Source organism: Streptomyces sp. NPDC127092 (assembly GCF_042722475.1).
Classification (GTDB): Bacteria; Actinomycetota; Actinomycetes; order Streptomycetales; family Streptomycetaceae; genus Streptomyces.
In genome coordinates, this window is record NZ_JBHXFE010000007.1 from 144,617 (window position 1) to 165,684 (window position 21,068).

General features: G+C 73.6%; 19 protein-coding genes. 8 read left to right on the forward strand and 11 right to left on the reverse strand.

From position 1 onward, the window contains the following. Positions 1-118 precede the first annotated feature (118 nt). Together ACFWJO_RS08705 and ACFWJO_RS08710 are read left to right on the forward strand one after the other, a co-directional pair. Positions 119-2,056: a 2-oxoacid:acceptor oxidoreductase subunit alpha gene (locus ACFWJO_RS08705; protein ID WP_386864032.1), complete on the forward strand. Its 1,938-nt coding sequence runs from the start codon at positions 119-121 to the stop codon at positions 2,054-2,056. Further along, the gene (locus ACFWJO_RS08710; RefSeq protein WP_386864033.1) at positions 2,049-3,101 is read left to right on the forward strand and encodes a 2-oxoacid:ferredoxin oxidoreductase subunit beta; all 1,053 of its coding nucleotides are present in this window, start codon (positions 2,049-2,051) and stop codon (positions 3,099-3,101) included. The genes ACFWJO_RS08705 and ACFWJO_RS08710 overlap by 8 nt, the downstream gene beginning before the upstream one ends. Before the next feature lie 20 nt (positions 3,102-3,121). On the opposite strand, the gene ACFWJO_RS08715 is transcribed toward ACFWJO_RS08710, so the two are convergent. The 4 genes from ACFWJO_RS08715 to ACFWJO_RS08730 all read right to left on the reverse strand — a co-directional run bounded on the left by ACFWJO_RS08715 (position 3,122) and on the right by ACFWJO_RS08730 (position 8,913). Beyond that, on the reverse strand, positions 3,122-5,311 hold the full coding sequence (locus ACFWJO_RS08715; RefSeq protein WP_386864034.1) for a bifunctional serine/threonine-protein kinase/ABC transporter substrate-binding protein: 2,190 nt from the start codon (positions 5,309-5,311) through the stop codon (positions 3,122-3,124). A gap of 2 nt (positions 5,312-5,313) precedes the next feature. After that, complete coding sequence (locus ACFWJO_RS08720) at positions 5,314-7,599, reverse strand: bifunctional serine/threonine-protein kinase/ABC transporter substrate-binding protein (RefSeq protein WP_386864035.1); 2,286 nt, start codon at positions 7,597-7,599, stop codon at positions 5,314-5,316. Further along, a complete protein-coding gene (locus ACFWJO_RS08725) occupies positions 7,596-8,429 on the reverse strand; it encodes a hypothetical protein (protein WP_386864036.1) in 834 nt (277 codons plus the stop codon). The genes ACFWJO_RS08720 and ACFWJO_RS08725 overlap by 4 nt, the downstream gene beginning before the upstream one ends. A 91-nt stretch (positions 8,430-8,520) precedes the next feature. Further along, complete coding sequence (locus tag ACFWJO_RS08730) at positions 8,521-8,913, reverse strand: winged helix-turn-helix transcriptional regulator (RefSeq protein WP_386864037.1); 393 nt, start codon at positions 8,911-8,913, stop codon at positions 8,521-8,523. A 95-nt stretch (positions 8,914-9,008) separates the two neighbouring features. Here ACFWJO_RS08730 and ACFWJO_RS08735 point away from each other — a divergent pair, with 95 nt between their 5' ends. Beyond that, positions 9,009-9,887, forward strand: a complete 879-nt coding sequence (locus tag ACFWJO_RS08735) for an SDR family oxidoreductase (RefSeq protein WP_386864038.1) — start codon at positions 9,009-9,011, stop codon at positions 9,885-9,887. 101 nt (positions 9,888-9,988) lie between these two features. Then, positions 9,989-11,023 (forward strand): EamA family transporter RarD, encoded by a 1,035-nt coding sequence (gene rarD, locus ACFWJO_RS08740; RefSeq protein ID WP_386864039.1) that lies wholly within the window; start codon positions 9,989-9,991, stop codon positions 11,021-11,023. Positions 11,024-11,120: 97 nt separating this feature from the next. Here the strand turns inward: rarD and ACFWJO_RS08745 are convergent, their stop codons facing one another. Further along, positions 11,121-11,465 (reverse strand): DUF6401 family natural product biosynthesis protein, encoded by a 345-nt coding sequence (locus ACFWJO_RS08745; RefSeq protein ID WP_386864040.1) that lies wholly within the window; start codon positions 11,463-11,465, stop codon positions 11,121-11,123. Between the two features lie 116 nt (positions 11,466-11,581). Between ACFWJO_RS08745 and ACFWJO_RS08750 the strand changes: the two genes are divergently transcribed. Further along, entirely contained in the window at positions 11,582-12,034 is a 453-nt protein-coding gene (locus ACFWJO_RS08750) for a VOC family protein (protein ID WP_386864041.1), read from the forward strand. Positions 12,035-12,126: 92 nt separating this feature from the next. On the opposite strand, the gene ACFWJO_RS08755 is transcribed toward ACFWJO_RS08750, so the two are convergent. Continuing rightward, positions 12,127-13,371, reverse strand: coding sequence for an NAD(P)/FAD-dependent oxidoreductase (locus tag ACFWJO_RS08755; RefSeq protein ID WP_386864042.1), 1,245 nt, complete (start codon positions 13,369-13,371; stop codon positions 12,127-12,129). Between the two features lie 208 nt (positions 13,372-13,579). Beyond that, complete coding sequence (locus tag ACFWJO_RS08760) at positions 13,580-14,521, reverse strand: RNA polymerase sigma-70 factor (RefSeq protein ID WP_386864043.1); 942 nt, start codon at positions 14,519-14,521, stop codon at positions 13,580-13,582. 160 nt (positions 14,522-14,681) lie between these two features. On the opposite strand from ACFWJO_RS08760, the gene ACFWJO_RS08765 reads away from it, so the two are divergent. Further along, on the forward strand, positions 14,682-15,281 hold the full coding sequence (locus ACFWJO_RS08765; RefSeq protein WP_386864044.1) for a DUF6058 family natural product biosynthesis protein: 600 nt from the start codon (positions 14,682-14,684) through the stop codon (positions 15,279-15,281). A gap of 141 nt (positions 15,282-15,422) precedes the next feature. On the opposite strand, the gene ACFWJO_RS08770 is transcribed toward ACFWJO_RS08765, so the two are convergent. The 4 genes from ACFWJO_RS08770 to ACFWJO_RS08785 all read right to left on the reverse strand — a co-directional run bounded on the left by ACFWJO_RS08770 (position 15,423) and on the right by ACFWJO_RS08785 (position 18,501). Next, positions 15,423-16,124: a DUF6882 domain-containing protein gene (locus tag ACFWJO_RS08770; RefSeq protein ID WP_386864045.1), complete on the reverse strand. Its 702-nt coding sequence runs from the start codon at positions 16,122-16,124 to the stop codon at positions 15,423-15,425. Between the two features lie 78 nt (positions 16,125-16,202). Continuing rightward, positions 16,203-16,721, reverse strand: coding sequence for a DUF1203 domain-containing protein (locus ACFWJO_RS08775; protein WP_386864046.1), 519 nt, complete (start codon positions 16,719-16,721; stop codon positions 16,203-16,205). Positions 16,722-16,810: 89 nt separating this feature from the next. Next, the gene (locus tag ACFWJO_RS08780) at positions 16,811-16,996 is read right to left on the reverse strand and encodes a DUF5708 family protein (RefSeq protein ID WP_384412084.1); all 186 of its coding nucleotides are present in this window, start codon (positions 16,994-16,996) and stop codon (positions 16,811-16,813) included. A gap of 170 nt (positions 16,997-17,166) precedes the next feature. Next, positions 17,167-18,501, reverse strand: coding sequence for a helix-turn-helix domain-containing protein (locus tag ACFWJO_RS08785; RefSeq protein WP_386864047.1), 1,335 nt, complete (start codon positions 18,499-18,501; stop codon positions 17,167-17,169). A 119-nt stretch (positions 18,502-18,620) separates the two neighbouring features. On the opposite strand from ACFWJO_RS08785, the gene ACFWJO_RS08790 reads away from it, so the two are divergent. Both ACFWJO_RS08790 and ACFWJO_RS08795 read left to right on the forward strand, forming a co-directional pair. Then, the gene (locus tag ACFWJO_RS08790; protein WP_386864048.1) at positions 18,621-19,550 is read left to right on the forward strand and encodes an alpha/beta hydrolase; all 930 of its coding nucleotides are present in this window, start codon (positions 18,621-18,623) and stop codon (positions 19,548-19,550) included. A 92-nt stretch (positions 19,551-19,642) separates the two neighbouring features. After that, on the forward strand, positions 19,643-20,893 hold the full coding sequence (locus tag ACFWJO_RS08795; protein WP_386864049.1) for a serine hydrolase domain-containing protein: 1,251 nt from the start codon (positions 19,643-19,645) through the stop codon (positions 20,891-20,893). The last annotated feature ends 175 nt before the right edge of the window (positions 20,894-21,068 follow it).

Genomic DNA, 21,068 nt, shown 5'->3' on the forward strand with positions numbered 1-21,068 from the left:
GCCCACCCCTCGGACGTAGGGTGGGCCACGGGACGGCCGGGGTGCCGGCCGTCCCCCGAGCCTTCTCCGCGGGGACAGCCTCGACGGAGAGACCCTGCCGCGAGGGAGGTCCAGTTCAGTGACCAGCCAGGTCAGTAGCGAGGCCGGTGAGGCCCTGGTCGGGGAGCAGCGCAGCGCCCCGGCGACGGGCGACCACGGCTCAGCGAAGGAAGTCCGCCGGCTCGATCGGGTGATCATCCGCTTCGCGGGCGACTCCGGCGACGGCATGCAGCTCACCGGTGACCGGTTCACCTCGGAGACGGCGTCCTTCGGGAACGACCTCTCCACGCTGCCGAACTTCCCCGCCGAGATCCGGGCCCCCGCCGGCACGCTGCCGGGTGTGTCCTCGTTCCAGCTGCACTTCGCCGACCACGACATCCTGACTCCGGGCGACGCGCCGAACGTGCTGGTCGCGATGAACCCGGCCGCGCTCAAGGCCAACATCGGGGACGTGCCGCGCGGCGGCGAGATCATCGTCAACACGGACGAGTTCGCCAAGCGCGCCATGGCCAAGGTGGGCTACGAGACCTCTCCTCTGGAGGACGGCTCGCTCGCCGGCTACCAGGTCCACCCGGTGCCGCTGACCACGCTCACGGTCGAGGCCCTGAAGGACTTCGGCCTGTCCCGGAAGGAGGCCGAGCGGAGCAAGAACATGTTCGCGCTCGGACTGCTGTCCTGGATGTACCACCGGCCCACCGAGGGCACCGAGAACTTCCTGCGCCAGAAGTTCGCCAAGAAGCCCGAGATCGCCGAGGCGAACATCGTCGCCTTCCGGGCCGGCTGGAACTTCGGCGAGACCACCGAGGACTTCGCCGTCTCCTACGAGGTCGCCCCGGCGACCCGGGCCTTCCCGACCGGCACGTACCGCAACATCTCGGGGAACCTGGCCCTCTCGTACGGCCTGGTCGCCGCCTCCCGCCAGGCGGACCTGCCGCTCTACCTCGGCTCGTACCCGATCACGCCGGCCTCGGACATCCTGCACGAGCTGAGCAAGCACAAGAACTTCGGCGTGCGCACCTTCCAGGCCGAGGACGAGATCGCCGGCATCGGCGCCGCGCTCGGCGCGGCCTTCGGCGGCTCGCTCGCCGTGACCACCACCTCGGGCCCCGGCGTGGCGCTGAAGTCCGAGACGATCGGCCTGGCCGTCTCCCTCGAACTGCCGCTGATCGTCGTCGACATCCAGCGCGGTGGCCCGTCCACCGGTCTGCCGACCAAGACCGAGCAGGCCGACCTGCTCCAGGCCATGTACGGGCGCAACGGCGAGGCCCCGGTGCCGGTCGTGGCCCCGAAGACGCCCGCCGACTGCTTCGACGCGGCGCTGGACGCGGCCCGGATCGCGCTCACCTACCGCACGCCGGTCTTCCTGCTGTCCGACGGCTACCTCGCCAACGGCTCCGAACCCTGGCGCATCCCCGACGTCGACGAACTGCCCGACCTGACCACGACGTTCGCCACCGGCCCGAACCACACCCTGGCCGACGGCACCGAGGTCTTCTGGCCGTACAAGCGCGACCCGGAGACCCTCGCCCGCCCGTGGGCGCTGCCCGGCACGCCCGGCCTCGAGCACCGCATCGGCGGCATCGAGAAGCAGGACGGCACCGGCAACATCTCGTACGACCCGGCCAACCACGACTTCATGGTCCGCACCCGGCAGGCCAAGATCGACGGCATCGAGGTGCCCGACGTCGAGGTCGACGACCCGGACGGCGCGAAGACCCTGGTCCTCGGCTGGGGCTCCACGTACGGGCCGATCACCGCCGCCGTACGACGCATCCGCCGCGAGGGCGGCGCCATCGCCCAGGCACACCTGCGCCATCTCAACCCCTTCCCCAAGAACCTCGGGGAGGTCCTGAAGCGGTACGACAAGGTCGTGGTCCCCGAGATGAACCTGGGCCAGCTCGCCACCCTCGTCCGGGCGAAGTACCTCGTCGACGCCCGCAGCCACAACCAGGTCAACGGAATGCCGTTCAAGGCCGAGCAGCTCGCCGCGGCCCTCAAGGAGGTCATCGATGAGTGAGTCGCTGCTGCACCTGGTGCCCAAGGCCGAGGCCGCCCAGTCCATGAAGGACTTCAAGTCGGACCAGGAGGTCCGCTGGTGCCCCGGATGCGGCGACTACGCCGTGCTCGCCGCGGTGCAGGGGTTCATGCCCGAACTCGGCCTGGCGAAGGAGAACATCGTCTTCGTCTCCGGCATCGGCTGCTCCTCCCGCTTCCCGTACTACATGAACACCTACGGGATGCACTCCATCCACGGCCGCGCCCCGGCCATCGCCACCGGCCTGGCGACCTCGCGCCGCGACCTGTCGGTGTGGGTGGTCACCGGTGACGGCGACGCGCTGTCCATCGGCGGCAACCACCTCATCCACGCGCTGCGCCGCAACGTCAACCTGAAGATCCTGCTCTTCAACAACCGGATCTACGGTCTGACCAAGGGCCAGTACAGCCCCACCTCCGAGCTCGGCAAGATCACCAAGTCGACCCCGATGGGCTCCCTGGACGCGCCCTTCAACCCGGTGTCCCTGGCCCTCGGCGCCGAGGCCTCCTTCGTCGCCCGCACGGTCGACTCCGACCGCAAGCACCTCACCGAGGTGCTGCGCCAGGCCGCCGACCACAACGGCACGGCCCTGGTGGAGATCTACCAGAACTGCAACATCTTCAACGACGGCGCCTTCGAGGTCCTCAAGGACAAGGACCAGGCCAAGGAGGCGGTCATCCGCCTGGAGCACGGGCAGCCGATCCGCTTCGGCGCCGAGCTCGACAAGGGCGTCGTCCGCGACCCGGCCACCGGCGACCTCGAGGTCGTCACGGTGACGCCGGAGAACGAGTCGCGCGTCCTCGTCCACGACGCCCACGCGGCCTCGCCGACGACCGCCTTCGCCCTCTCCCGCCTCGCCGACCCGGACACGCTGCACCGGACGCCCATCGGCGTCTTCCGGTCGGTGGAGCGCCCGGTGTACGACACGCTGATGGCCGACCAGCTGGAGCAGGCGGTGGAGCAGCAGGGCAAGGGCGACCTGGCGCAGCTGCTCACGGGCAAGGACACCTGGACGGTGGTGGGCTGACCGAGGGCCCGCCCTCGCGATCAGTCGCGCTTCGCTGCCTCGGCGAACGGGCCGAGGCAGCGGGGCTTTCCGGAGCGGATCCGCCAGAGGCTCAGCCCGTCGAGGGAGGCCTCCGCGGCCTCGCCGGTCATGGACTCGTAGGACCTGGTCACGCCCCGGTACTGCCGGGCGTCCTTCATGAACACGGTCGACATCGCCGCGCCCGGGCGCTCCGGATTCCTCCCGACGGCGGTGCGAAGGGTCTGCCCCACCCAGGTCAGCACGTCGTACGACTCCGCCGCGAAGCGGTCGACGGGATCGGAGGCGGCGAGCCGCCAGCGCTTGCGATACGCGGCGGTGAACTCCTTCGCGGCCGGGACCGTGTCGGGGTCGGTGTAGCTCGTCCCGAAGTACCAGCCTTCGGCGGCCGGGCCCGCCAGGGCGAGGAACTCCGGCCCGAGCGCGGCCTCGACGCTTCCGCGCGGGCCCTGGTACCCCTGCTGCCGCAGGGCCCTGGCGCACAGCGCGGCCCGGCGCGGTGACGTCCCCACGTACATCACGCCCGTCGGGGACGTGGCGAGCGCCGAGCGGACCGCCGGGCCGAAGTCCTCGCTGCCGGCCGCGACCTGGTGCACGGTGACCGTGCCGCGGGCGGGCGGCGACTGCCGCAAGGACTGGGCGGAGAGCCAGGCGTAGGTGCCGGCGGCGCGGTCCTCGATGACGGCGGTGCGGCCCCGCTTGTGCTCGGTGAGGTAGCGGCCGAAGGGCACGATCATCGCCTGGCCGGGCGGCCGCGGTTCGAAGTACGTGCGCAGCTCCGGTGTCTGGCCCCGGATCGTGGTCCCGGCGGGGACCGACGCCACCACGCTCAGCACCGGCACCTTCGCGTCGACGAGCGCGTCCGCCGCAGCCACGGCCGTCTCGGCGGTCGTCGGGCCGAGCACGGCGACCAGGGCCGGGTCCTTCAGCAGTGCGCGGGCCCCGGCCGCGGCCCGCTTCGGGTCCCCGCCGTCGTCCGTCACCTTGAGCGCCAGGTCGAAGGGCCGGTCGGCGCGGGCGTTGAAGGTCTCCGTGGCGAGGCGCAGCCCGCGTTCCTGGGCGCGCCCGTCCGCCTTGCCCGGGCCGCTGAGGTCGGTGAGCACGCCGATCGTGTACGCCGTCCTCCGCCCGGACGTGCCTGCGCCCGCGCCGCCGCCGGTCCCGCCGGCCGGGTCGCGGCCGAGCAGCCAGGCGGTGAGACCGCCGGTGCCCGCGACGGCGCCGGCCGCGCCGAGGACCAGGAAGCGGCGCCGTGAAGTCCCCTGCGGTTCCTCGGGGTCGAGCATGGTCGGGTCGGCGACCGGCAGGTCGAGGACCCGCGAGGAGCGCTGGGCGATCAGCGCGGGCAGGCCGGCCGGCAGCCAGTCGCCCGCCGCCGGGCCCTCGTACGGGCCGAGGGCGTCCCGCACCTCGGCGGCGCCGGGCCGGTCGGCGGCGTCCTTGGCGAGGCAGGCCTCCACCAGCGGCAGCAGCGGCTCGGGCAGGCCGTCGAGGTCGGGCTCCTCGTGGACGGTGCGGTAGACGACGGCGGCCACCGCGCCCGTACCGTAGGGGCGGCGGCCGGTCAGCGCGTACGCGAGGACGCAGCCGAGCGAGAAGACGTCGGCGGCCGGGCCGGTCTCTCCGGCGCTCGCGACCCCGGCCTGTTCGGGGGCGAGGAAGCCCGGCGTGCCGATCATCGCGCCGGTGGCGGTGAGCGCGGTGGCGCCGCTGACCCGGGCGATGCCGAAGTCGATGAGCCGCGGCCCGTCGAGGGCGAGGAGGACGTTGCCGGGCTTGACGTCCCGGTGGACGAGCCCGGCCGCGTGCACGCCGTCGAGGGCGTCGGCGAGCCGGGCGCCCAGGGCCCGGACGGCGGTCTCGGGCAGCGGGCCGTGCAGGGCGACGGCCTCGGCGAGCGAGGGCCCGGGCACGTACTCGGTGGCCAGCCACGGTTCGCGGGCCTCCGGGTCGGCGCCCAGGACCCGGACCACCCAGCGGCCGGTGATGGTCGCGGCGGTGGCCGTCTCCCGGCGGAAGCGGGCCCGGAAGCCGGGGTCGGCGGCGTGCTCGGCGCGGATCAGCTTGAGCGCGGCGAGGGCGCCGCCGGCGGACCGGGCGAGGTAGACCACGCCCATGCCGCCGGCGCCGAGCCGCCCGAGCAGCCGGTAGCCGGCGATGGCGGAAGGGTCGGCCTTCTTGAGCGGCTGCACCGTCAGCTCTTCCTGGACTTGTTGGCGGGCCCGCCGGGCGCGGGGCCGAGGTACTTGTAGGCCCCCTTCTGCACGCCGTAGAGGAAGGTGCCCACGCCGGACAGGTCGCCGTCTTTGTCGAAGGAGTAACCGCCCATGGCTCCCGTGTACTTCTGCCCGTGCAGGGCCTGCCACAGCCCCTTGCGGGTGAGCGGGCCCCTGGCGGCGCTCGTGGTGAGCCAGGTCGTGACCAGGTTGACCACGTCGAAGGACTCGCCGGTGTAGAAGGCCGGAGTGGTGCCGTATCGCTTGCGGTAGGCGTCGAGGAAGTCCTGGGTGGGCTTGCGGTCGGCGGCCTTCTGCTTCGGGTCGGCGGCCCGCTGGACGGGGTCGATGACGGGCGCGCAGACGAACCAGCCCTCGGCGGCGCTCCCGGCCTCCTTCAGGAACTGCGGCCCGAAGACGTGCTGGCCGGTGAACCGGGGCCCGGTGAAGCCGAGTTCTTTCAGGGCGCGGGCGGCGAGCACGGCCGTGGAGCGGACGCCGCAGTGAACGTACGTGTCGATGCCGGCGTCGATCATCTCGCCGATGATCCGGCGGTAGTCGGTGGCCCGGCCGGGGATCACCCGGAAGTGCGGCTTGAGGCCGGCCTGCCGGAAGCCGAAGCGGGCGCCGCTGACGTACTGCCAGCTGTACTGGTCGTCGGTGCGTTCCTGGAGGACTCCCGGGCGGCGGACCTGCGGCAGCAGCGTGGTGGCCCAGGCGAGGAAGCTGCCCGCCATGAAGTGGCTCGGGATGGCGCGCAGCACGGTCGTGTTCTGCGGGCCGCTCTCGCCGCGCAGGGTGAGGAGGTGATAGCCCGCCGAGGTGGTGAGGAGCGGCACACCGGCCTCCTCGAAGGCGGGAAGCGCGGCGACGCCGGTGTCGTCGGAGGTGGGGCCGAGGACGGCGAGCACGGAGGGGTCGGAGGTGAGCCGGCGGGCGGCGGCGAAGGCGCCGGCGCGGTCGCCGCGGTCGTCGGACACCTTGAGTTCGAGGGTGAAGGGCTTGCCCTTGTGCACGGCGTTGAACCGCTCGACGGCGAGCCGGGCGCCGCGCTCCTGGGCCAGGCCGATCTCCCGGGCGGGCCCGGACAGGTCGGCGAGGACCCCGATGGCCCAGGTGTTCCGGCGCTTCGGCGCGGCGGGCTTGGCGTCGCTCCCGCTGTCGTTCCCGTCGTCGTCCCGGTGGAGCAGGGCGTACGCGCCGCCGCCCGCCGCGAGCACCGCGGCACCGGCGCCGAGCAGCAGGAAGCGCCGCCGCGACGGGGCGGGGGCAGCCGGGTCCGCCGGGCCCTCCGGGTCCGTGCCGGGCGCGGTCGGGTCGATGTCGGGGAGCGCGAGCATGGCCGCCGAGCGGGCGGCGATGGTGGCGACGACGGACGCGGGCAGCCAGTCGGCGGGGGCGCCGGGGGTGTCCTCGGTGAGCAGGTGGGCGACCTCGGCCGCGGTGGGGCGCGCTGCTGGTTCCTTGGCGAGGCACTGCCGTACGAGGCCGAGCAGCCCCTCCGGTACGCCGGTGAGGTCGGGCTCGTCGTGGACGGTCCGGTACAGCAGGGCGTCCAGGGCGCCGGTGCCGAACGGCGGGCGTCCGGTGGTCGCGTAGGCCAGCAGGCAGCCGAGGGCGAAGACGTCGGCTGCGGGGCCGATCTCGGCGGCGCGGGCCTCGGCCTGCTCGGGGGCGAGGAAGCCGGGGGTGCCGACGACCATGTCGGCCGAGGTCAGTCCGGTCTCCCCGGTCGCGCGGGCGATGCCGAAGTCGATGAGCCGGGGCCCGTCGACGGCCAGCAGGATGTTGCCGGGCTTCACGTCCCGGTGCACGAGCCCGGCCGCGTGCACGGCGGCGAGCGCGCGGGCGACGGCGCCGCCGAGGATCCGTACGCTCCGCTCGGGCAGCGGCCCGTGCGCCCGGACGGCCTCGCCGAGGGACGGTCCCGGCACGTAGGCGGTGGCCATCCACGGCTCGGGGGCGTCGGGGTCGGCGCCTGCCACGGGGACGGCCCAGGGGCTGACGACCCGGCGGGCGGCCTCGACCTCGCGGCGGAAGCGGGCCCGGAAGTCGGCCTGGTCGGCCTGGTCGGCGTGGGTGACCTTGACGGCGGCGAGCGCGCCCGTGTCGGTGCGGCCGAGGTAGACGACGCCCATGCCGCCGGCGCCGAGGCGCCCGAGGAGCCGGTAGCCGGCGAGGGCGGAGGGGTCGGAGGGGAGCAGCGGCTGGAGCGCGTCCGGTTCGGGGGTCGCGTCGGAGGCCTGCCCGGGGGTCGGGGTCACGACGTGGCTCCCATCTGCTTCTTGACGCGTTCCTCCATGGTGACCTGGGCCTGGGTCAGGACGGTGACGAGGTCCTCGGTGCGGCCGGGTGCGCCCTTGACGACGGTGGCCATGGTGACCTGGCCGATGCGGACCTGGTACCAGCTGTAGCCCTGCCGCCCCTTGAAGGCGTCGTTGACGTAGAAGCCGCTCTCGTTGAGGGAGTCGGTCGCGTGGGCGTTGCCGCCGATGCCGTAGGGCAGGCCGAGGGAGCCGAGGCCGGTGACGCGTTCGCCCTCGCGCAGCTGCTGGTCGGGGCAGCGCAGCGCCTCCTCCAGGGTCTCGGCCATCTCCCAGTCGGCGTCGGTCTCGGTGCGGTGCACGGTGACGGTGGCGGCGACCCGCAGGGGGCCCTTGCCCGGGGTGGCCGGGATCTCGCTGTTGGCGGTGACGCTGGCGAGGACGGAGCGGGGCAGGGAGCCCGTCTGCCACTGGCAGTTCGCGTCGAGGACCGGCCAGGAGCCGGGGTCGCTGAGGTACGGGGTGCGCTTGACGAAGTCGGGTCCCCAGGACTCGGGACCGGCCACGATCTCCAGGGCCAGCCGCCGGGCGTCGGCGGCGTTCTTCGGCACCCGCTTCGGGTCGGGCGTGAAGGGGAGGGCGGTGGGGCGGGGGCTCGCGGTCGGCGGCGCCGAAGCGCTCGCGCTCGTACCGCCCTTGCCGCCGCCCCTGCCGCCGCCCTTGCCCCCGCCGGTGCCGCCGGCTCCTCCGTCATCCGCCGAGCATCCGGCGAGCAGAAGCGCCCCGCCCGCCGTCACCACCCCGCAGGCGCGCAGCAGTCTTCGCCTCACGTGCGCCACGATTCCCCCCACACATGGTCACGGAATCCCCATAGGTGAGCGATCGTACGCCGGGCGGCCCCAACAGGCCCCGGCTACAACCTCATTGGGACGCTTCACGCACCGTGTCGTAACGCACACGCGCCTCCTCGACCGCGGGGAGCCGTCGCTCCGTCCAGCGGCCGAGCTCCGCGACGATGAGGGCGGCCTCGCGGCCGAGGGCGGTGAGGCTGTAGTCGACGCGGGGCGGGATGACGGGCTTGGCGTCGCGGTGGACGAAGCCGTCGCGCTCCAGGGTCTGGAGGGTCTGGGTGAGCATCTTCTCGCTGACCCCGCCGATCTTCCGGCGCAGCTCGCCGAAGCGGTACGAGCGGTCGAGCAGGGCGATGAGGACGAGGACGCCCCAGCGGCTGGTGACGTGCTCCAGGACGAGGCGCGAGGGGCACATCGCGTCGTTGACGTCGGGCTTCCTGGAACCTTGGGCACTTACCGGCATACCAGTACCTTACTTCAAAGTGGGTACTTTCGAAAGGTTAGCGCCAGTCGTACGGTGAGTGCGTTGCCCTTTCACCGCACCCCCGGGAGAACCCCATGAGCATCGTCGTCACCGGAGCCACCGGACAGCTCGGCCGTCTCGTCCTCGACGCACTCCTCGCCACCGAGCCCGCCGAGTCCCTCGTCGCCGTCGTCCGCGACAAGGCGAAGGCCGCCGACCTGGCCGAGCGCGGCGTGGAGCTCCGGGTCGCCGACTACTCCCGGCCCGAGACGCTGGCCGGCGCCTTCGAGGCCGGCGACCGGGTCCTGCTGATCTCCGGCAGCGAGGTCGGGCAGCGCGTGGCCCAGCACACCGCCGTGATCACCGCCGCCAAGGCCGCCGGGGTCGCCCAGCTCGCGTACACCGGCGTCCTCGGCGGCCCCGAGGCCGACTTCGTCCTGGCCGACGAGCACAAGGCGACCGAGCGGGCGATCCTCGACTCCGGGCTGCCGTACACCTTCCTCCGCAACGGCTGGTACACGGAGAACTACACCGCCAACCTCGCCCCCGTCCTCGCCCACGGCACCGTCGTCGCCAACGCCGGCGAGGGCCGCGTCGCCTCCGCCACCCGCGCCGACTACGCCGCCGCGGCCGCGGCCGTGCTGACCGGCCCGCTCGACGAGCACCTGGGCCGGGCGTACGAGCTGAGCGGCGACGTGTCCTGGTCGCTCGCCGAGTACGCGGCCGAGGTGGCCCGCCAGTCCGGCCAGGAGATCGGCTACACGAACGTGCCGGCCGCCGCCCACCTGGAGATCCTCGTCGGCGCCGGCGTGCCGCAGCCCTTCGCCGAGATCCTGGTCGACGTCGACGAGGCCGTGGCGCGCGGCGCGCTCGCCGCCCGCGGCGACGACCTGTCCCGCCTGATCGGCCGCCCGACCAGCCCGCTCGCCGAGACGATCCGCGAAGCGCTCGCCCAGGCGCCCGCCGCTTCTTGATCCGTCAGGACCGTATGGCGATACGGGCATGACAGCCGGCCCTTCGCGGCGCTACCTTCGTGAGGACGCGCGGCGCAGGGCCGGCAGGGGCAGGAGGTCCGGTGGACACGGAGCACGATCAGCGGGCGGAGCGCACAGGACTGATCTACGGCATAGCCGCGTACGGCATCTGGGGCCTGTTCCCCCTCTACTGGCCGCTCCTCGAACCCGCCGGAGCGGTCGAGATCCTCGCCCACCGCATGGTCTGGTCGTTCGTCGTCGTCGGCCTCGCCCTGCTCGCGCTGCGCCGCTGGAGCTGGGTCCGCGACCTGGTGCGCACCCCGCGCCGGCTCGGCCTGGTCGCCCTCGCCGCCGGTCTCATCACCGTCAACTGGGGCGTCTACATCTGGGCCGTGAACGCCGGCCACGTCGTGGAGTCCTCGCTCGGCTACTTCATCAACCCGCTGGTCAGCATCGCCCTCGGCGTACTCGTGCTCAAGGAGCGGCTCCGGCCCGCACAGTGGGCGGCCGTCGGCATCGCGGTCCTCGCGGTGGTCGTCCTCGCCATCGGCTACGGGCGGCTGCCGTGGATCTCACTGGTCCTGGCGTGCAGCTTCGGCACGTACGGCCTGGTGAAGAAGAAGGTCAACATCGGCGGCCTGGAGTCGCTGGCCGCCGAGACCGCCGTACAGTTCCTGCCCGCCCTCGGCTACCTGCTGTGGCTGGGCACCCAGGGCCGGTCGACCTTCACCTCCGACGGCGCCGGCCACGCCGCGCTGCTCGCGGCGACCGGCGTGATCACCGCGATCCCGCTCGTCTGCTTCGGGGCGGCGGCCATCCGCGTCCCGCTCTCGACCCTCGGTCTGCTCCAGTACCTGGCGCCGGTCTTCCAGTTCCTGCTCGGCGTCCTCTACTTCCACGAGGCGATGCCGCCGGAGCGCTGGGTGGGCTTCTCACTGGTGTGGCTGGCCCTGACGGTCCTCACCTGGGACGGCCTGCGCACGGCCCGGCGCAGCCGCGAGGCCTTGGCGGCGGCGAGCGCCGCGGCGGCGACCGAGCCGGAGGCGGCGGCTCTGGCCGAGCCGGCCGCCGCGCTGGCCGAGCCGGCTGCCGTCACCGTGGCGGAGCCGGCCCCGTCGGCACAGGCCGGGCGCTGAGGCGGAGGCTGGGCGCGCTGAGGCCGAGGCTGGGCGCTGAGGCCGAGGCTGGGCGCGGCCGGGCCCGTGTCGGCCGGCCGGGAGGGCGAGCGGTGGGTCAGGTCGCCAGCAGGTCGTGCTCGCGGATCAGCCAGCAGACGGCCGTCAGACGCAGGGTGGCGAAGTCGTGTCCTGCGGGTTCCGTCCAGGCGACCTCGGTGAGCCGGTCGGTGAAGCCGAGCACGTAGTCGGAGAGTTCCTCGCGGCGGACGGTCCGGGCCTGCGGGCCCCGCTGCGCGGGAATGGCGCCGCGCCCCCGGGAGGGCGGCGCGAGCGCGTCGCACACGGCCGCCGCGTGCTGGTCGACGGCGGCCACCAGGCCCGGCTCCAGGGAGAGTTCCGCGAGCCGGGTCATGTACGTGGCGGCGACACCGACCAGAGGGCAGCCGGGCGAATCGTTCATCCCCCCACATTAGGCGCGGAAACGGCCGCCGAGACCGTGACGTCGGTCGCAGATCGGCAGGCGCGGCAGGCGCGGTCCGGCCGCCGATGTCAGAGGCGGACCCTATAAAAGGTCACATGACCGCAATCCACTGGAAGCTCGTCATCGACTCGGCCGACCCGCACGCCCAGGCTGGGTTCTGGGCCGCCGCCCTCCACTACCGGGAGGAGGACCACAGCGCCCTGGTCTCCCGGCTGCTCGCCGCGGGAGTGGTCGAGCCCGACGTGACCGTCACCGTCCACGGCCGGCCGGCCTGGCGCGACCTCGCCGCCGTCCGCCACCCGGACGATCCCTTCGACCCGGACACCGACGCCGGGCTCGGGCACCGCATCCTCTTCCAGCGGGTGCCCGAGCCGAAGACCGGCAAGAACCGCCTCCACCTGGACCTCCACCCGGGACCGGAGAACCGCGAGGCCGAGGTGGCCCGCCTGGAGGGCCTGGGCGCGAAGGCCGTGCGCCATGTGGCGGAACAGGGCGGCTCCTGGACGGTCATGACGGACCCGGAGGGCAACGAGTTCTGCGTCCACTGACGTCCCGGTCCTCGTGAGGCTCCGTCCCGGTTGCCGGCGGCGTTCTCGGCGGCGTTCGCGTCGGCGTTCGCGTCGGCGTTCGCGTCGGCGCTTCAGGCCGCCGCCTCGGCCGGGACCGGGGGCTGGACCTGCTGCCGTACGACACGACGACGGCGGGTCGGCAGGCCGGCGGTCGGGTTGGCGACGCCCCAGGCCGCGCCCTTGCAGATCAGCTCCTTGTAGAGGACGGCCGCGCGGCCCGTCAGCGCCCTGGCGACCGACCGGTCGTCGGCGGTGACGAACTGGATCAGGGCCTCCTTGCGGCCGAGGGAGACGCACTGCTGGAAGTAGCGGATCGAGACGCCGGGAACCTTGGTGCCGGTGAGGCGGGCGGCGATGGCGTCGGCGGCCTGCCAGGCCATGGGCACGCCGGAGGCGCAGGACATGCGGAGCGGCTTGTCGCCGGGGCCCGTCGCGAGGGCCGCGTCGCCCACGGCGTACACGTCCGGGTGGGAGACCGAGCGCATCGTGCCGTCGACCACGATCCGGCCGCCCTCGCCCAGCTCCAGGCTGGTGGCCCGGGCGATCGGGTGGACGGCGAAGCCGGTGGTCCAGACGGTGACGTCGGCCGGGACGGTCGCGCCGTCGGCGGTCCGCACGGCGTCCGCCGTCACGGCGGTGACTGCGGCGTGCTCGTGGACGGTGATGCCGAGCCCGGCCGTCACCTTGCGCAGGTGGGTGCGGCCCTTCTCGGAGAGCCAGTCGCCGAGCTCGCCGCGTACGGCGAGGGCCACGTCGAGGTCCGGCCGGGCCTCGGCGATCTCGGTCGCGGCCTCCACTCCGGTCAGGCCGCCGCCGACCACGACCACCGGCCGGCCGGCGTCCAGGGCGGCGAGGCGGTCGCGGAGGCGGAGGGCGCCGGGACGGCTGGCGACCTCGTGGGCGTGGGCGGCGACGCCGGGGACGTCGCCGTCGTTCCAGCCGCTGCCGAGGGCGTAGACCAGGGTGTCGTACGCCAGCTTCTCCTGCCCGGAGCCGGCCGCGGCGGGCTCGACACCGGACCCGCCGGCCGCGGAGCCGGTCGCGGCGGTGACCGTCACGGTCTTGCGGTCCACGTCCACGGCGGTGACCTTGGCGAGCTTCAGCTCCACGCCCGTCCCCGCGAACATCTCGTCGAAGGGGCGGGGCCTGAGGTCCTGGCCGGCGGCGAGCTGGTGCAGCCGGACGCGCTCGACGAAGTCGGACTCGGGGTTCACGAGGGTGATGGTGACGTCCTCGCGGCGCAGCCGCCTGGCGAGGCGGCCGGCGGTGACGGCTCCGGTGTAGCCGGCTCCGAGGACGACGATGCGGTGCTGCATGGCCCTGCTCCTGTCTGTGCGGGTCGGGTGCGCCGTGGTCTTGCGCGGTGTCGACCCTTGAACCGGGCAGCCCGGCGTTTCCTGACAGGGTCGGTATGTGACCTGCGTCACACCCCGATCGGAGCCCGTAAAACCAAGGAGCCCGTAAGACCACAGTCAGAGGACGTGCGGAGGACGTGCAGAGCCCGTACACCCGAGGCCGGAGGACTCAGAGGACGTACAGGGGCTCCCCGTGCTCCGCGGCGGCCCACCGCTCGGTCGCGCGGACCAGCTTGTCGGGGTTGACCTGGCTGCGGACCGCGACGATGCCGTCCGCGGTGACCTCCAGGCAGGTGATGCCGACGACCCGGCCGTCCACCACGGCCACGACGGCGGGCCCGCCGTTCGCGGTCGTGGCGTAGATCTCGGGCACGCCGCCGACGAGGGCCCGCTTGGCCGGCGCGGGCTTGAACAGACCGCGCAGGAACGTGGCCACGGCGAGCGCGCCCTCGAACGCCTTCGCGCGGGCGGGGACCTTGCCGCCGCCGTCGCCGACCGAGACGGCGTCCTGGGTGAGCAGGGCGACGAGGGGTTCGGTACGGCCGCTGGTCGCCGCGGCCAGGAACTCCTCGACGATCCGCCGGGCGGCGGCCTCGTCGATCTCGGTGCGCGCCTTGCCGTCGGCGACGTGCTTCTTGGCCCGGTGGAGGATCTGCTGGCTGGCCGCCTCGGTGATGTCGAGGATCTCGGCGATCTCCCGGTGCGGGTAGTCGAAGGCCTCGCGCAGCACGTACACCGCCCGCTCGTTGGGCGACAGGCGTTCGAGCAGGACGAGGACGGCGTACGAGACCGACTCGCGCTGCTCGGCGGTGTCGGCGGGGCCGAGCATCGGGTCACCGGCGAGCAGCGGCTCGGGCAGCCACCTGCCCACGTACGTCTCGCGCCGGGCGCGGGCCGAAGCGAGCTGGTTGAGGCAGTAGTTGGTGAGGACCTTGGTCAGCCAGGCCTCGGGCACCTCGATCCGCTCGACGTCGGCCGCCTGCCAGCGCAGGAAGGTCTCCTGCACGGCGTCCTCGGCCTCGCTCGAAGAGCCGAGCAGCCGGTAGGCGATGGCCTGAAGCCGCGGCCGCGCGGCCTCGAACCGGTCCACGTCACTCATGATCAGGGCCATGCCCGCGATCCTAGGGGCCCGCCTCACCTCCCGTCGCCCCCCTCCGGCCGCCGCACCCGCGGGGCGGCCGCCAACAGTTCGGTGAGTGCCGAATCATGCCGCTTGTAGCGTGCGGAGTCCGCGCGGGAGAGGCCCGCGCGGATGACGCCGGAGGCCTCTTGTGACGGAGACGGACCTGAAGCAGCAGATCGTCGAGCGGTTCCGGGAGGTCAACGGCGACCATCCGATGACCGATGCCGATGACGCGTATGTCACCGCGCAGTTCGTCTCCCTGGAGGAACTGTGCGCGCTCCACGGCCGCGATGCCGATGCCGTCCGCCGGCTGATGCTGGGACGGCGGCTGCCGCTCCCGGGATATCTGCGCTCCGACGGCGCCGAGATGGTGCCGCGCGACCTGTTCGCTCTGGCCGAGGAGGCCGGCGGCGTAGACCTGCTCGAAGCGTGGTTCACCGCGCACTGGGCCGATCCGATGGCCGGGAAGGCGGAGTGGAATGCGTATCTCAGCGGACAGTACGTGTGTCTGCACTCGGTGACTCCGGCCACCATCCAGCGCAAGGATCACCTGACGACCGCGATCGGCGCCGCGGTGCACGAGCCGGATGCCGGTTCGGCGCAGTGGACTGCGCGACTGCATGCTCTGGTCGACGAACTCGACACGATGGAACCGGCGTTCACGGCCTACGATCGCCTCCGGTTCGGCGGGCCCACCTCCCGGGACACCTGCATCGACGGCGTGCGCGCCCGCTTCCCGCGCCCTTGATCCGCTCCTACGCCCAGGGACCCGGGACCAGGGACCAGGTACCAGGGACCCGGGACCAGGAACCCGGGACTGTGGTCGCTTCCGCCCTCGCCGTCCAGCCGCCCGTCGTCCAGCCGCCCTCGCCGTCCAGCCGCCCGTCGTCTAGCCGCCGACGCGTACGACGTCGAGTTCCACTCCCGCGATCCGGCCGAGGCCGTCGAAGGAGACCACGGCCGTGCCGCCGCCCGGGAGTTCGGCGGTGATCCGGTCCGGCTCCGCGCGGTACGGGGCGCCGTGGTGGTCGAAGTGGCCCTCGACGACGTGGCGGGGCGAGCGGCCGATCAGGCCGGCGCCGGTGAGCAGGGTGCGGGGCAGGGTGACCGGGTCCAGGCCGGGGCGCGGGACCTGCGGGTCGTCGGGCAGGAAGTAGACCTGGGTGGCCGGGCCGGCGGGCATGCCGATGTAACCGGCGGCCTCGGCGACGCCCATCCCGGTGAAGGCCAGCATCTCGGCCGCGCGCCGCGGGTCGGGGAAGCCGGACAGGTCCAGGACCTCCGCGGTGAGTTCGGCGATGCCATGCGCCCGCCCGTACCGCTCGACGGCTCCGGCCAGCGCGACCACCTCGCCACCGCGCAGCCCGGGGTTGGCCCAACCCCACATCCAGCTCTGCTCGTTCATGTCGTACGTGCCGAGGACACCGACCCTCAGCTCGAGCGGCCCCTGCCGGTAGCGGCAGGCCGCCAGGTCGGCCGTCCAGTCCCCCTCGGGAAGGAAGTCCGTCAGGGCTTCGAGCTGCGCCGCGCCCCACGCGGCGTGCCGCTCGGCCTCCAGCAGGAACGCGTCACTGAATTGGTCGCTGGTCATGGGACCGACCCTACGGGGTGTGCCCTACGGGGTGTGCCCTACGGGGCGCCCGCCCTACGGGGTGTGCCCTACGGCGCCCTACGGGTTCTCTCGCCGCACCTCGTAGTGGAAGCAGCCGTACTCCACGGCCCGTACGTGCACGAGCGCGACGGCCGGGTCGGCAAAGGCCTCCGCGAAGGCCCGGTCGAAGCCCTCGTTCGGCACCTCCGGGATCTCCAGGAGCCGCCCGCCGACGATCCGCCCGGCGGCGTCGTAACGGCGCAGGGTCCGCAGCGCGCCGGGCCGGTCGAAGGGGTACGTCTCGGGCGCGGCGGGCGGACCCGCGCATTCCTCGGCGTGGATGAAGACCGGCCCCTGCTCGTCGTACGCCCCGGGCTCCGCCCCCGTCTCGGCGGCCCACCGCCGCAGCGGGGCGTACGACACGAGCGCGATCCGCTCCCCCTCGCGCGAGGAGCGCAGACAGCAGCGCAGCGGGTTCCCCGCGGCCTCGGCGTCCGCCGTGAACGGCCGGCACGCGCGGCCCGCGTCGTCGCTACGGCGGAGCTCGGCCAGGGCGGCGGGCGGGATGGCGAGTGGGGTGTAGGTCGTCGTGGTCATACGCCCACCTTCACGCGGGCGCGGGACCGGTGCTGGCGCTATTCGGACGCGTAGTTCACGAACCCGGCCCAGGCGTCACGGGGCCGGCCTCACCTCTCCCGTACCGCCTGGACGAGGCCGGTGAGCAGCAGGGCGGCGCCGACGACGATCAGGACCACTCCCACCTTGGTGAGGGTGAAGACCGGGATCTCGATCCCGTCGGCGAAGAGCGCCAGCGCGAGGCCGACGAGCAAGGTCACGGATCCTTCGGTCAGGTTCTTCGCGGCGCGGCTCATGAGAGACCTCTACCTTTCTCGCGTCTCGCGTCTCGCGTCTTGCGGCTCGCGGCATTCGGCTGGGTGCCGTCGGTTCGAGGGGGACGGCTTCAGCGTAGGAGCGGGCCGGAGGGCGGTACCTCGGTCGACGGGACGATTTCGGGCTGCATCGTTCGATGGAGGCGGCGAGTTCAGGGCCAGTGCACGGGCTCGGGCTCGTCCGCCAGGAGCCGCCACGCCGTGAGCGCCAGCCGGGCCCGCGTGAGGCCCGTCGGGGTCGTGAGGTCGAGGCCGAGCGCCCTGCCGAGTTGGTCGAGGCGGCGGGAGACGCTGCTGTGGTGGAGGTGGAGGCGCTCGGCGGCGCGTCGGAGCGAGGCGGTGGCGCAGTAGGCGTCGAGGGTCTCCAGGGCTTCCCGGCCCTCCGGGCCGGCCACCGCCCGGGCGAGCGCGGCGACGTCCGGGTTGGCGCGCGCGGCCGCGTCGGGGACTTCGGCGAGCAGCGCGAGCGCGCCCAACTCGGCGTAGTGGACGACTGGTTGGTCGTCCGTGGTGAAGCGCAGGGCTGTACGGGCCTGCCGCCAGGACGTCTCGGGGCTGTCCGCGTCGGCGACCCCGGCCCGTACACCGTCCGGGAAGCGGGCGGGGTCGACGGCCGTGGCGAGCAGCACGCCGATCTCACCGCCGGACACGGCGGGCCGGCCACGTCCGCCAGGCGCGCCAGGTCCGCCAGGCGCGCCAGGTCCGCCGAGTCGGGCGGGTCCGGCGAGTCCGGCAGGCGCGCCGGGTACGGCGGGTCCGGCGAGTCCAGCAGACGCGCCGGGTACGGCGGGTCCTGCGGGTCCAGCACGTCCGGCAGGTCCCCCAGGCGCCGCCAGGACCGCTGCCTTCACCAGGCCGGCCGGGCAGATGCGCGCGCCGATCCTGTCGAGAGGAACGTCGGAGCGGACCGCGACCACCTGGACCGGCCGGCCGGGGGCGAAGCCCAGGAGGCGCAGGGCACGGGCCCGGGCGGCGGGGTCCGTGGTCGGGGCGACGGCGAGTTCGACGAGGGCCGGGTCGGCCATGGTCGTACGGGCCGGGCCGTAGCGTTCGACGGCCGCCGCGACGGCGATCGCGAGGCGGTCGAGCAGGATCTCGTCGAGCGCGTTCGGCGGGCCGGGCCGCTCCAGCCACACCTCGCCGATCTCCTCCTCGTCGAGCGTGACCGGCGCCGTCGTCGACGCGCACGGCATCGGTGCGGACGACGTCGGCGCGGACGGCATCGGCGCGGACGGCGTCGGCGCGGACGGCGTCGGCGCGGACGGCGTCGACACGTCGACCTCCGTGCCCAGCGGTGAGACGCGGACGGCCCGCCCCGTGCCGTGCAGCCGTATCCCGGTGACGCACTCCGCGAGACCGGCCGAGGCGCGGGCGAGCGCCGGGAGGTCGACGCGGCGGCGCATCAGCGTGTCGTAGAACGCGACGATGCGGATCGCGCCGCCGGCGTACGGATCGAGTCCCGACAGCCGCAGGGCCAGTGCCTCCATGTCCGGAAGGATAGAAGGACGGGCGGCGCGGCGGCCCGCGCCGATCGGTGCGCGATCCGGGCAGGAAGCGCGACGGACGGCGGCCGACCCGCCGGGCCGCGGCCGCCAGGATGGCCGTCATGGATCCCGAACTCGAAGCATTCGTCCCGCTGTTCCCCCAGGCCGACCTCGCCGACCCGGCCGGCGCCCGCAAGCTCTTCGCCCAGCTCGCCGCCTCGGTGCCGCTGCCTGACACCTCCGGCATGGAGGTCGAGGACCTCGCGGTGCCGGCCGCCGCCGGTGCTGCTGGTGCTGATGCACGTTATGCGCCGGACGTACCCGTACGCGTCTACCGCCCGCACGGCGCGCGGGCCGCCGTCGTGTGGCTGCACGGAGGCGGACACGTCACCGGAGACGTGGACACCGAACACCCGTGGGCCACCCGGCTCGCCGCCACCTCCGGCGCGGTGGTGCTCTCGGTCGGCTACCGCCTCTCGCCCGAGAACCCCTTCCCCGCGTCCCTCGACGACGCCTACGCCGTGCTCACCTGGGCGGCGGCGAACGCCGGCCGGCTCGGCGTCGACCCGGCGCGGATCGCGGTCGCCGGACACAGCGCCGGCGGCGGGCTCGCGGCGGCGGTGGCCCTGCGGGCGCGGGACGAGCGGGGCCCCGCCATCCGCTTCCAACTGCTCAACCAGCCCCAGCTCGACGACCGGCAGGAGACCTGGTCGCAGCGGAACTTCACCGACACGCCCTGGGTCGACCGGGACAAGGTCGCGGCGTCGTGGCGGCACTACCTCGGCGGACGGCCCGCCACCCCGTACGCGGCGCCCGCCCGCGCCGAGGACCTGACGGGCCTGCCGCCCGCGTACATCGCGACGGCGGAGCTGTGCCCCAACCGCGACGAGGACATCCACTACGCACTGCGGCTGCTCCAGGCGGGCGTGTCGGTCGAGCTGCACCAGTGGCCCGGCACCTTCCACGGCTCGCAGGCGATCGTCTCCGCGGACGTCTCGCAGCGGCAGAACGCCGAGCTCGGAGCCGTACTGCGACGCGCCCTGGCCGACTGAAGCCCCGGCACCGAGCACCCAGCACGCAGTACCCGGCTTCGAGCACCCGGCAGCTAGCCCCCACCACCCCCCGCTCACGAGAGGACCGACCCATGAAACTGCGCCTGACACTGCTCGGGCTCGCCGCCTTCGGCCTGATGGCGGCGACCACCACCCCCGCGGCCGCCAAGACCGGCACATCCCCCACTCCCCCTCCCTCTCCAGCTCCCACTCCCGCCGCCTCTCCTGCCCCCTCGCCCACCCCCGGGCTCGACCCCGTCGCGCTCCAGTCCGCCCTGGACGGCCTGCACGCCGCCGGCATGCCCGGCGCCTTCGCCGAGGTGCGGGACGCGGGGCGCACCTGGCGGGGCGCCGCGGGCGTCGCCGACCTGGAGTCGGGGCGCCCGGTCCGGCCCGATCTGCTGCAACGGGTCGGGAGCATCACCAAGGTCTTCACCGCCTCCGCCGTGCTCCAGCAGGTCGAGCAGGGCCGGGTACGGCTCGACGCCCCGATCGGCGACTACCTGCCCGAGCTGGTACCGGGCGAGCGCGGCCGGGTGGTCACGGTGCGGATGCTGCTCAACCACACCAGCGGATTCGCCGAGTACATCCCGTACGCCTTCCCGTCCATATCCGGCGCCGACGGGCCGGTCTCCTCGAAGAGCCTCGACGAGAACCGCTTCACGCGGTTCCGGGTGCCGGATCTGATCGCGCTCGGTCTCGCGGCGCCGGCGACGGCCGAGCCCGGCGCGCTCCCCGGCGTCTACTCGAACACGAACTACCTCCTGCTGGGAGAGCTGTTGGCGCGGGTGACGGGCGTGCCGGCGGAGGAGTACATCGCCCGGAACGTCATCGGGCGGGCCGGGCTGCGACACACTTTCTTCCCCACCGGGCCGCGGATCGAGGGCCCGCACTCGAAGATGTACGAGGCGCTCTGGGGCGCGCTCGAACCGCCGCGCGACTACAGCGTCTACACCATGTCGTGGGACATGGCCGGGGGCGGCCTGGTGTCCACCATGGAGGACCTGAACCGCTTCTACCGGGCGCTGCTCGGCGGCCGGATCATCGCACCGGCCTCGCTGGCGCAGATGCAGCGGACGGTGCCGGTGATCGCCCTGGACGGGTCGACGATCACGTTCGGCCTGGGGCTGCAGAAGGTCGAGGTCCCGGGCTGCGGCACCTTCTGGGGCAACGAAGGCTCGGTCTGGGGCGCCGGGACGATGTCCATGACCCGAGCGGACGGCAGGCGCCAGATGTCCATCGCCGTCAACCTCCAGAGGTGGAGCCGGCCTCATCCTCTCGACGACGCGATGTCGACGCTGCGTCTGCGGGCGCTCGGGTGTTCGGTGAGCGAACACTCCTGACCGGTTTCTGCTCTTGACGAGAAGTCAAACTCTCCCTGAACATTCGTCACACACAGCGCAGCCGCACACGCTCCGACCAAGCTCGTGCAACGCCGAGTTCGTGCTCGAACCAAGCTCGTGCTCGAACCAAGCTCGTGCTCAGACCAAGCTCGTGCTCCATGAAGCTCCACACACG

What these genes read in the sequence shown, in the direction of transcription:
- ACFWJO_RS08710 (WP_386864033.1), top strand. Translation starts at nt 2,049, where the DNA reads ATGAGTGAGTCGCTGCTGCACCTGGTGCCCAAGGCCGAGGCCGCCCAG.
- ACFWJO_RS08730 (WP_386864037.1), bottom strand. Translation starts at nt 8,913, where the DNA reads ATGCCGGTAAGTGCCCAAGGTTCCAGGAAGCCCGACGTCAACGACGCG.
- ACFWJO_RS08735 (WP_386864038.1), top strand. Translation starts at nt 9,009, where the DNA reads ATGAGCATCGTCGTCACCGGAGCCACCGGACAGCTCGGCCGTCTCGTC.
- ACFWJO_RS08745 (WP_386864040.1), bottom strand. Translation starts at nt 11,465, where the DNA reads ATGAACGATTCGCCCGGCTGCCCTCTGGTCGGTGTCGCCGCCACGTAC.
- ACFWJO_RS08750 (WP_386864041.1), top strand. Translation starts at nt 11,582, where the DNA reads ATGACCGCAATCCACTGGAAGCTCGTCATCGACTCGGCCGACCCGCAC.
- ACFWJO_RS08755 (WP_386864042.1), bottom strand. Translation starts at nt 13,371, where the DNA reads ATGCAGCACCGCATCGTCGTCCTCGGAGCCGGCTACACCGGAGCCGTC.
- ACFWJO_RS08760 (WP_386864043.1), bottom strand. Translation starts at nt 14,521, where the DNA reads ATGGCCCTGATCATGAGTGACGTGGACCGGTTCGAGGCCGCGCGGCCG.
- ACFWJO_RS08770 (WP_386864045.1), bottom strand. Translation starts at nt 16,124, where the DNA reads ATGACCAGCGACCAATTCAGTGACGCGTTCCTGCTGGAGGCCGAGCGG.
- ACFWJO_RS08775 (WP_386864046.1), bottom strand. Translation starts at nt 16,721, where the DNA reads ATGACCACGACGACCTACACCCCACTCGCCATCCCGCCCGCCGCCCTG.
- ACFWJO_RS08780 (WP_384412084.1), bottom strand. Translation starts at nt 16,996, where the DNA reads ATGAGCCGCGCCGCGAAGAACCTGACCGAAGGATCCGTGACCTTGCTC.
- ACFWJO_RS08785 (WP_386864047.1), bottom strand. Translation starts at nt 18,501, where the DNA reads ATGGAGGCACTGGCCCTGCGGCTGTCGGGACTCGATCCGTACGCCGGC.
- ACFWJO_RS08790 (WP_386864048.1), top strand. Translation starts at nt 18,621, where the DNA reads ATGGATCCCGAACTCGAAGCATTCGTCCCGCTGTTCCCCCAGGCCGAC.
- ACFWJO_RS08795 (WP_386864049.1), top strand. Translation starts at nt 19,643, where the DNA reads ATGAAACTGCGCCTGACACTGCTCGGGCTCGCCGCCTTCGGCCTGATG.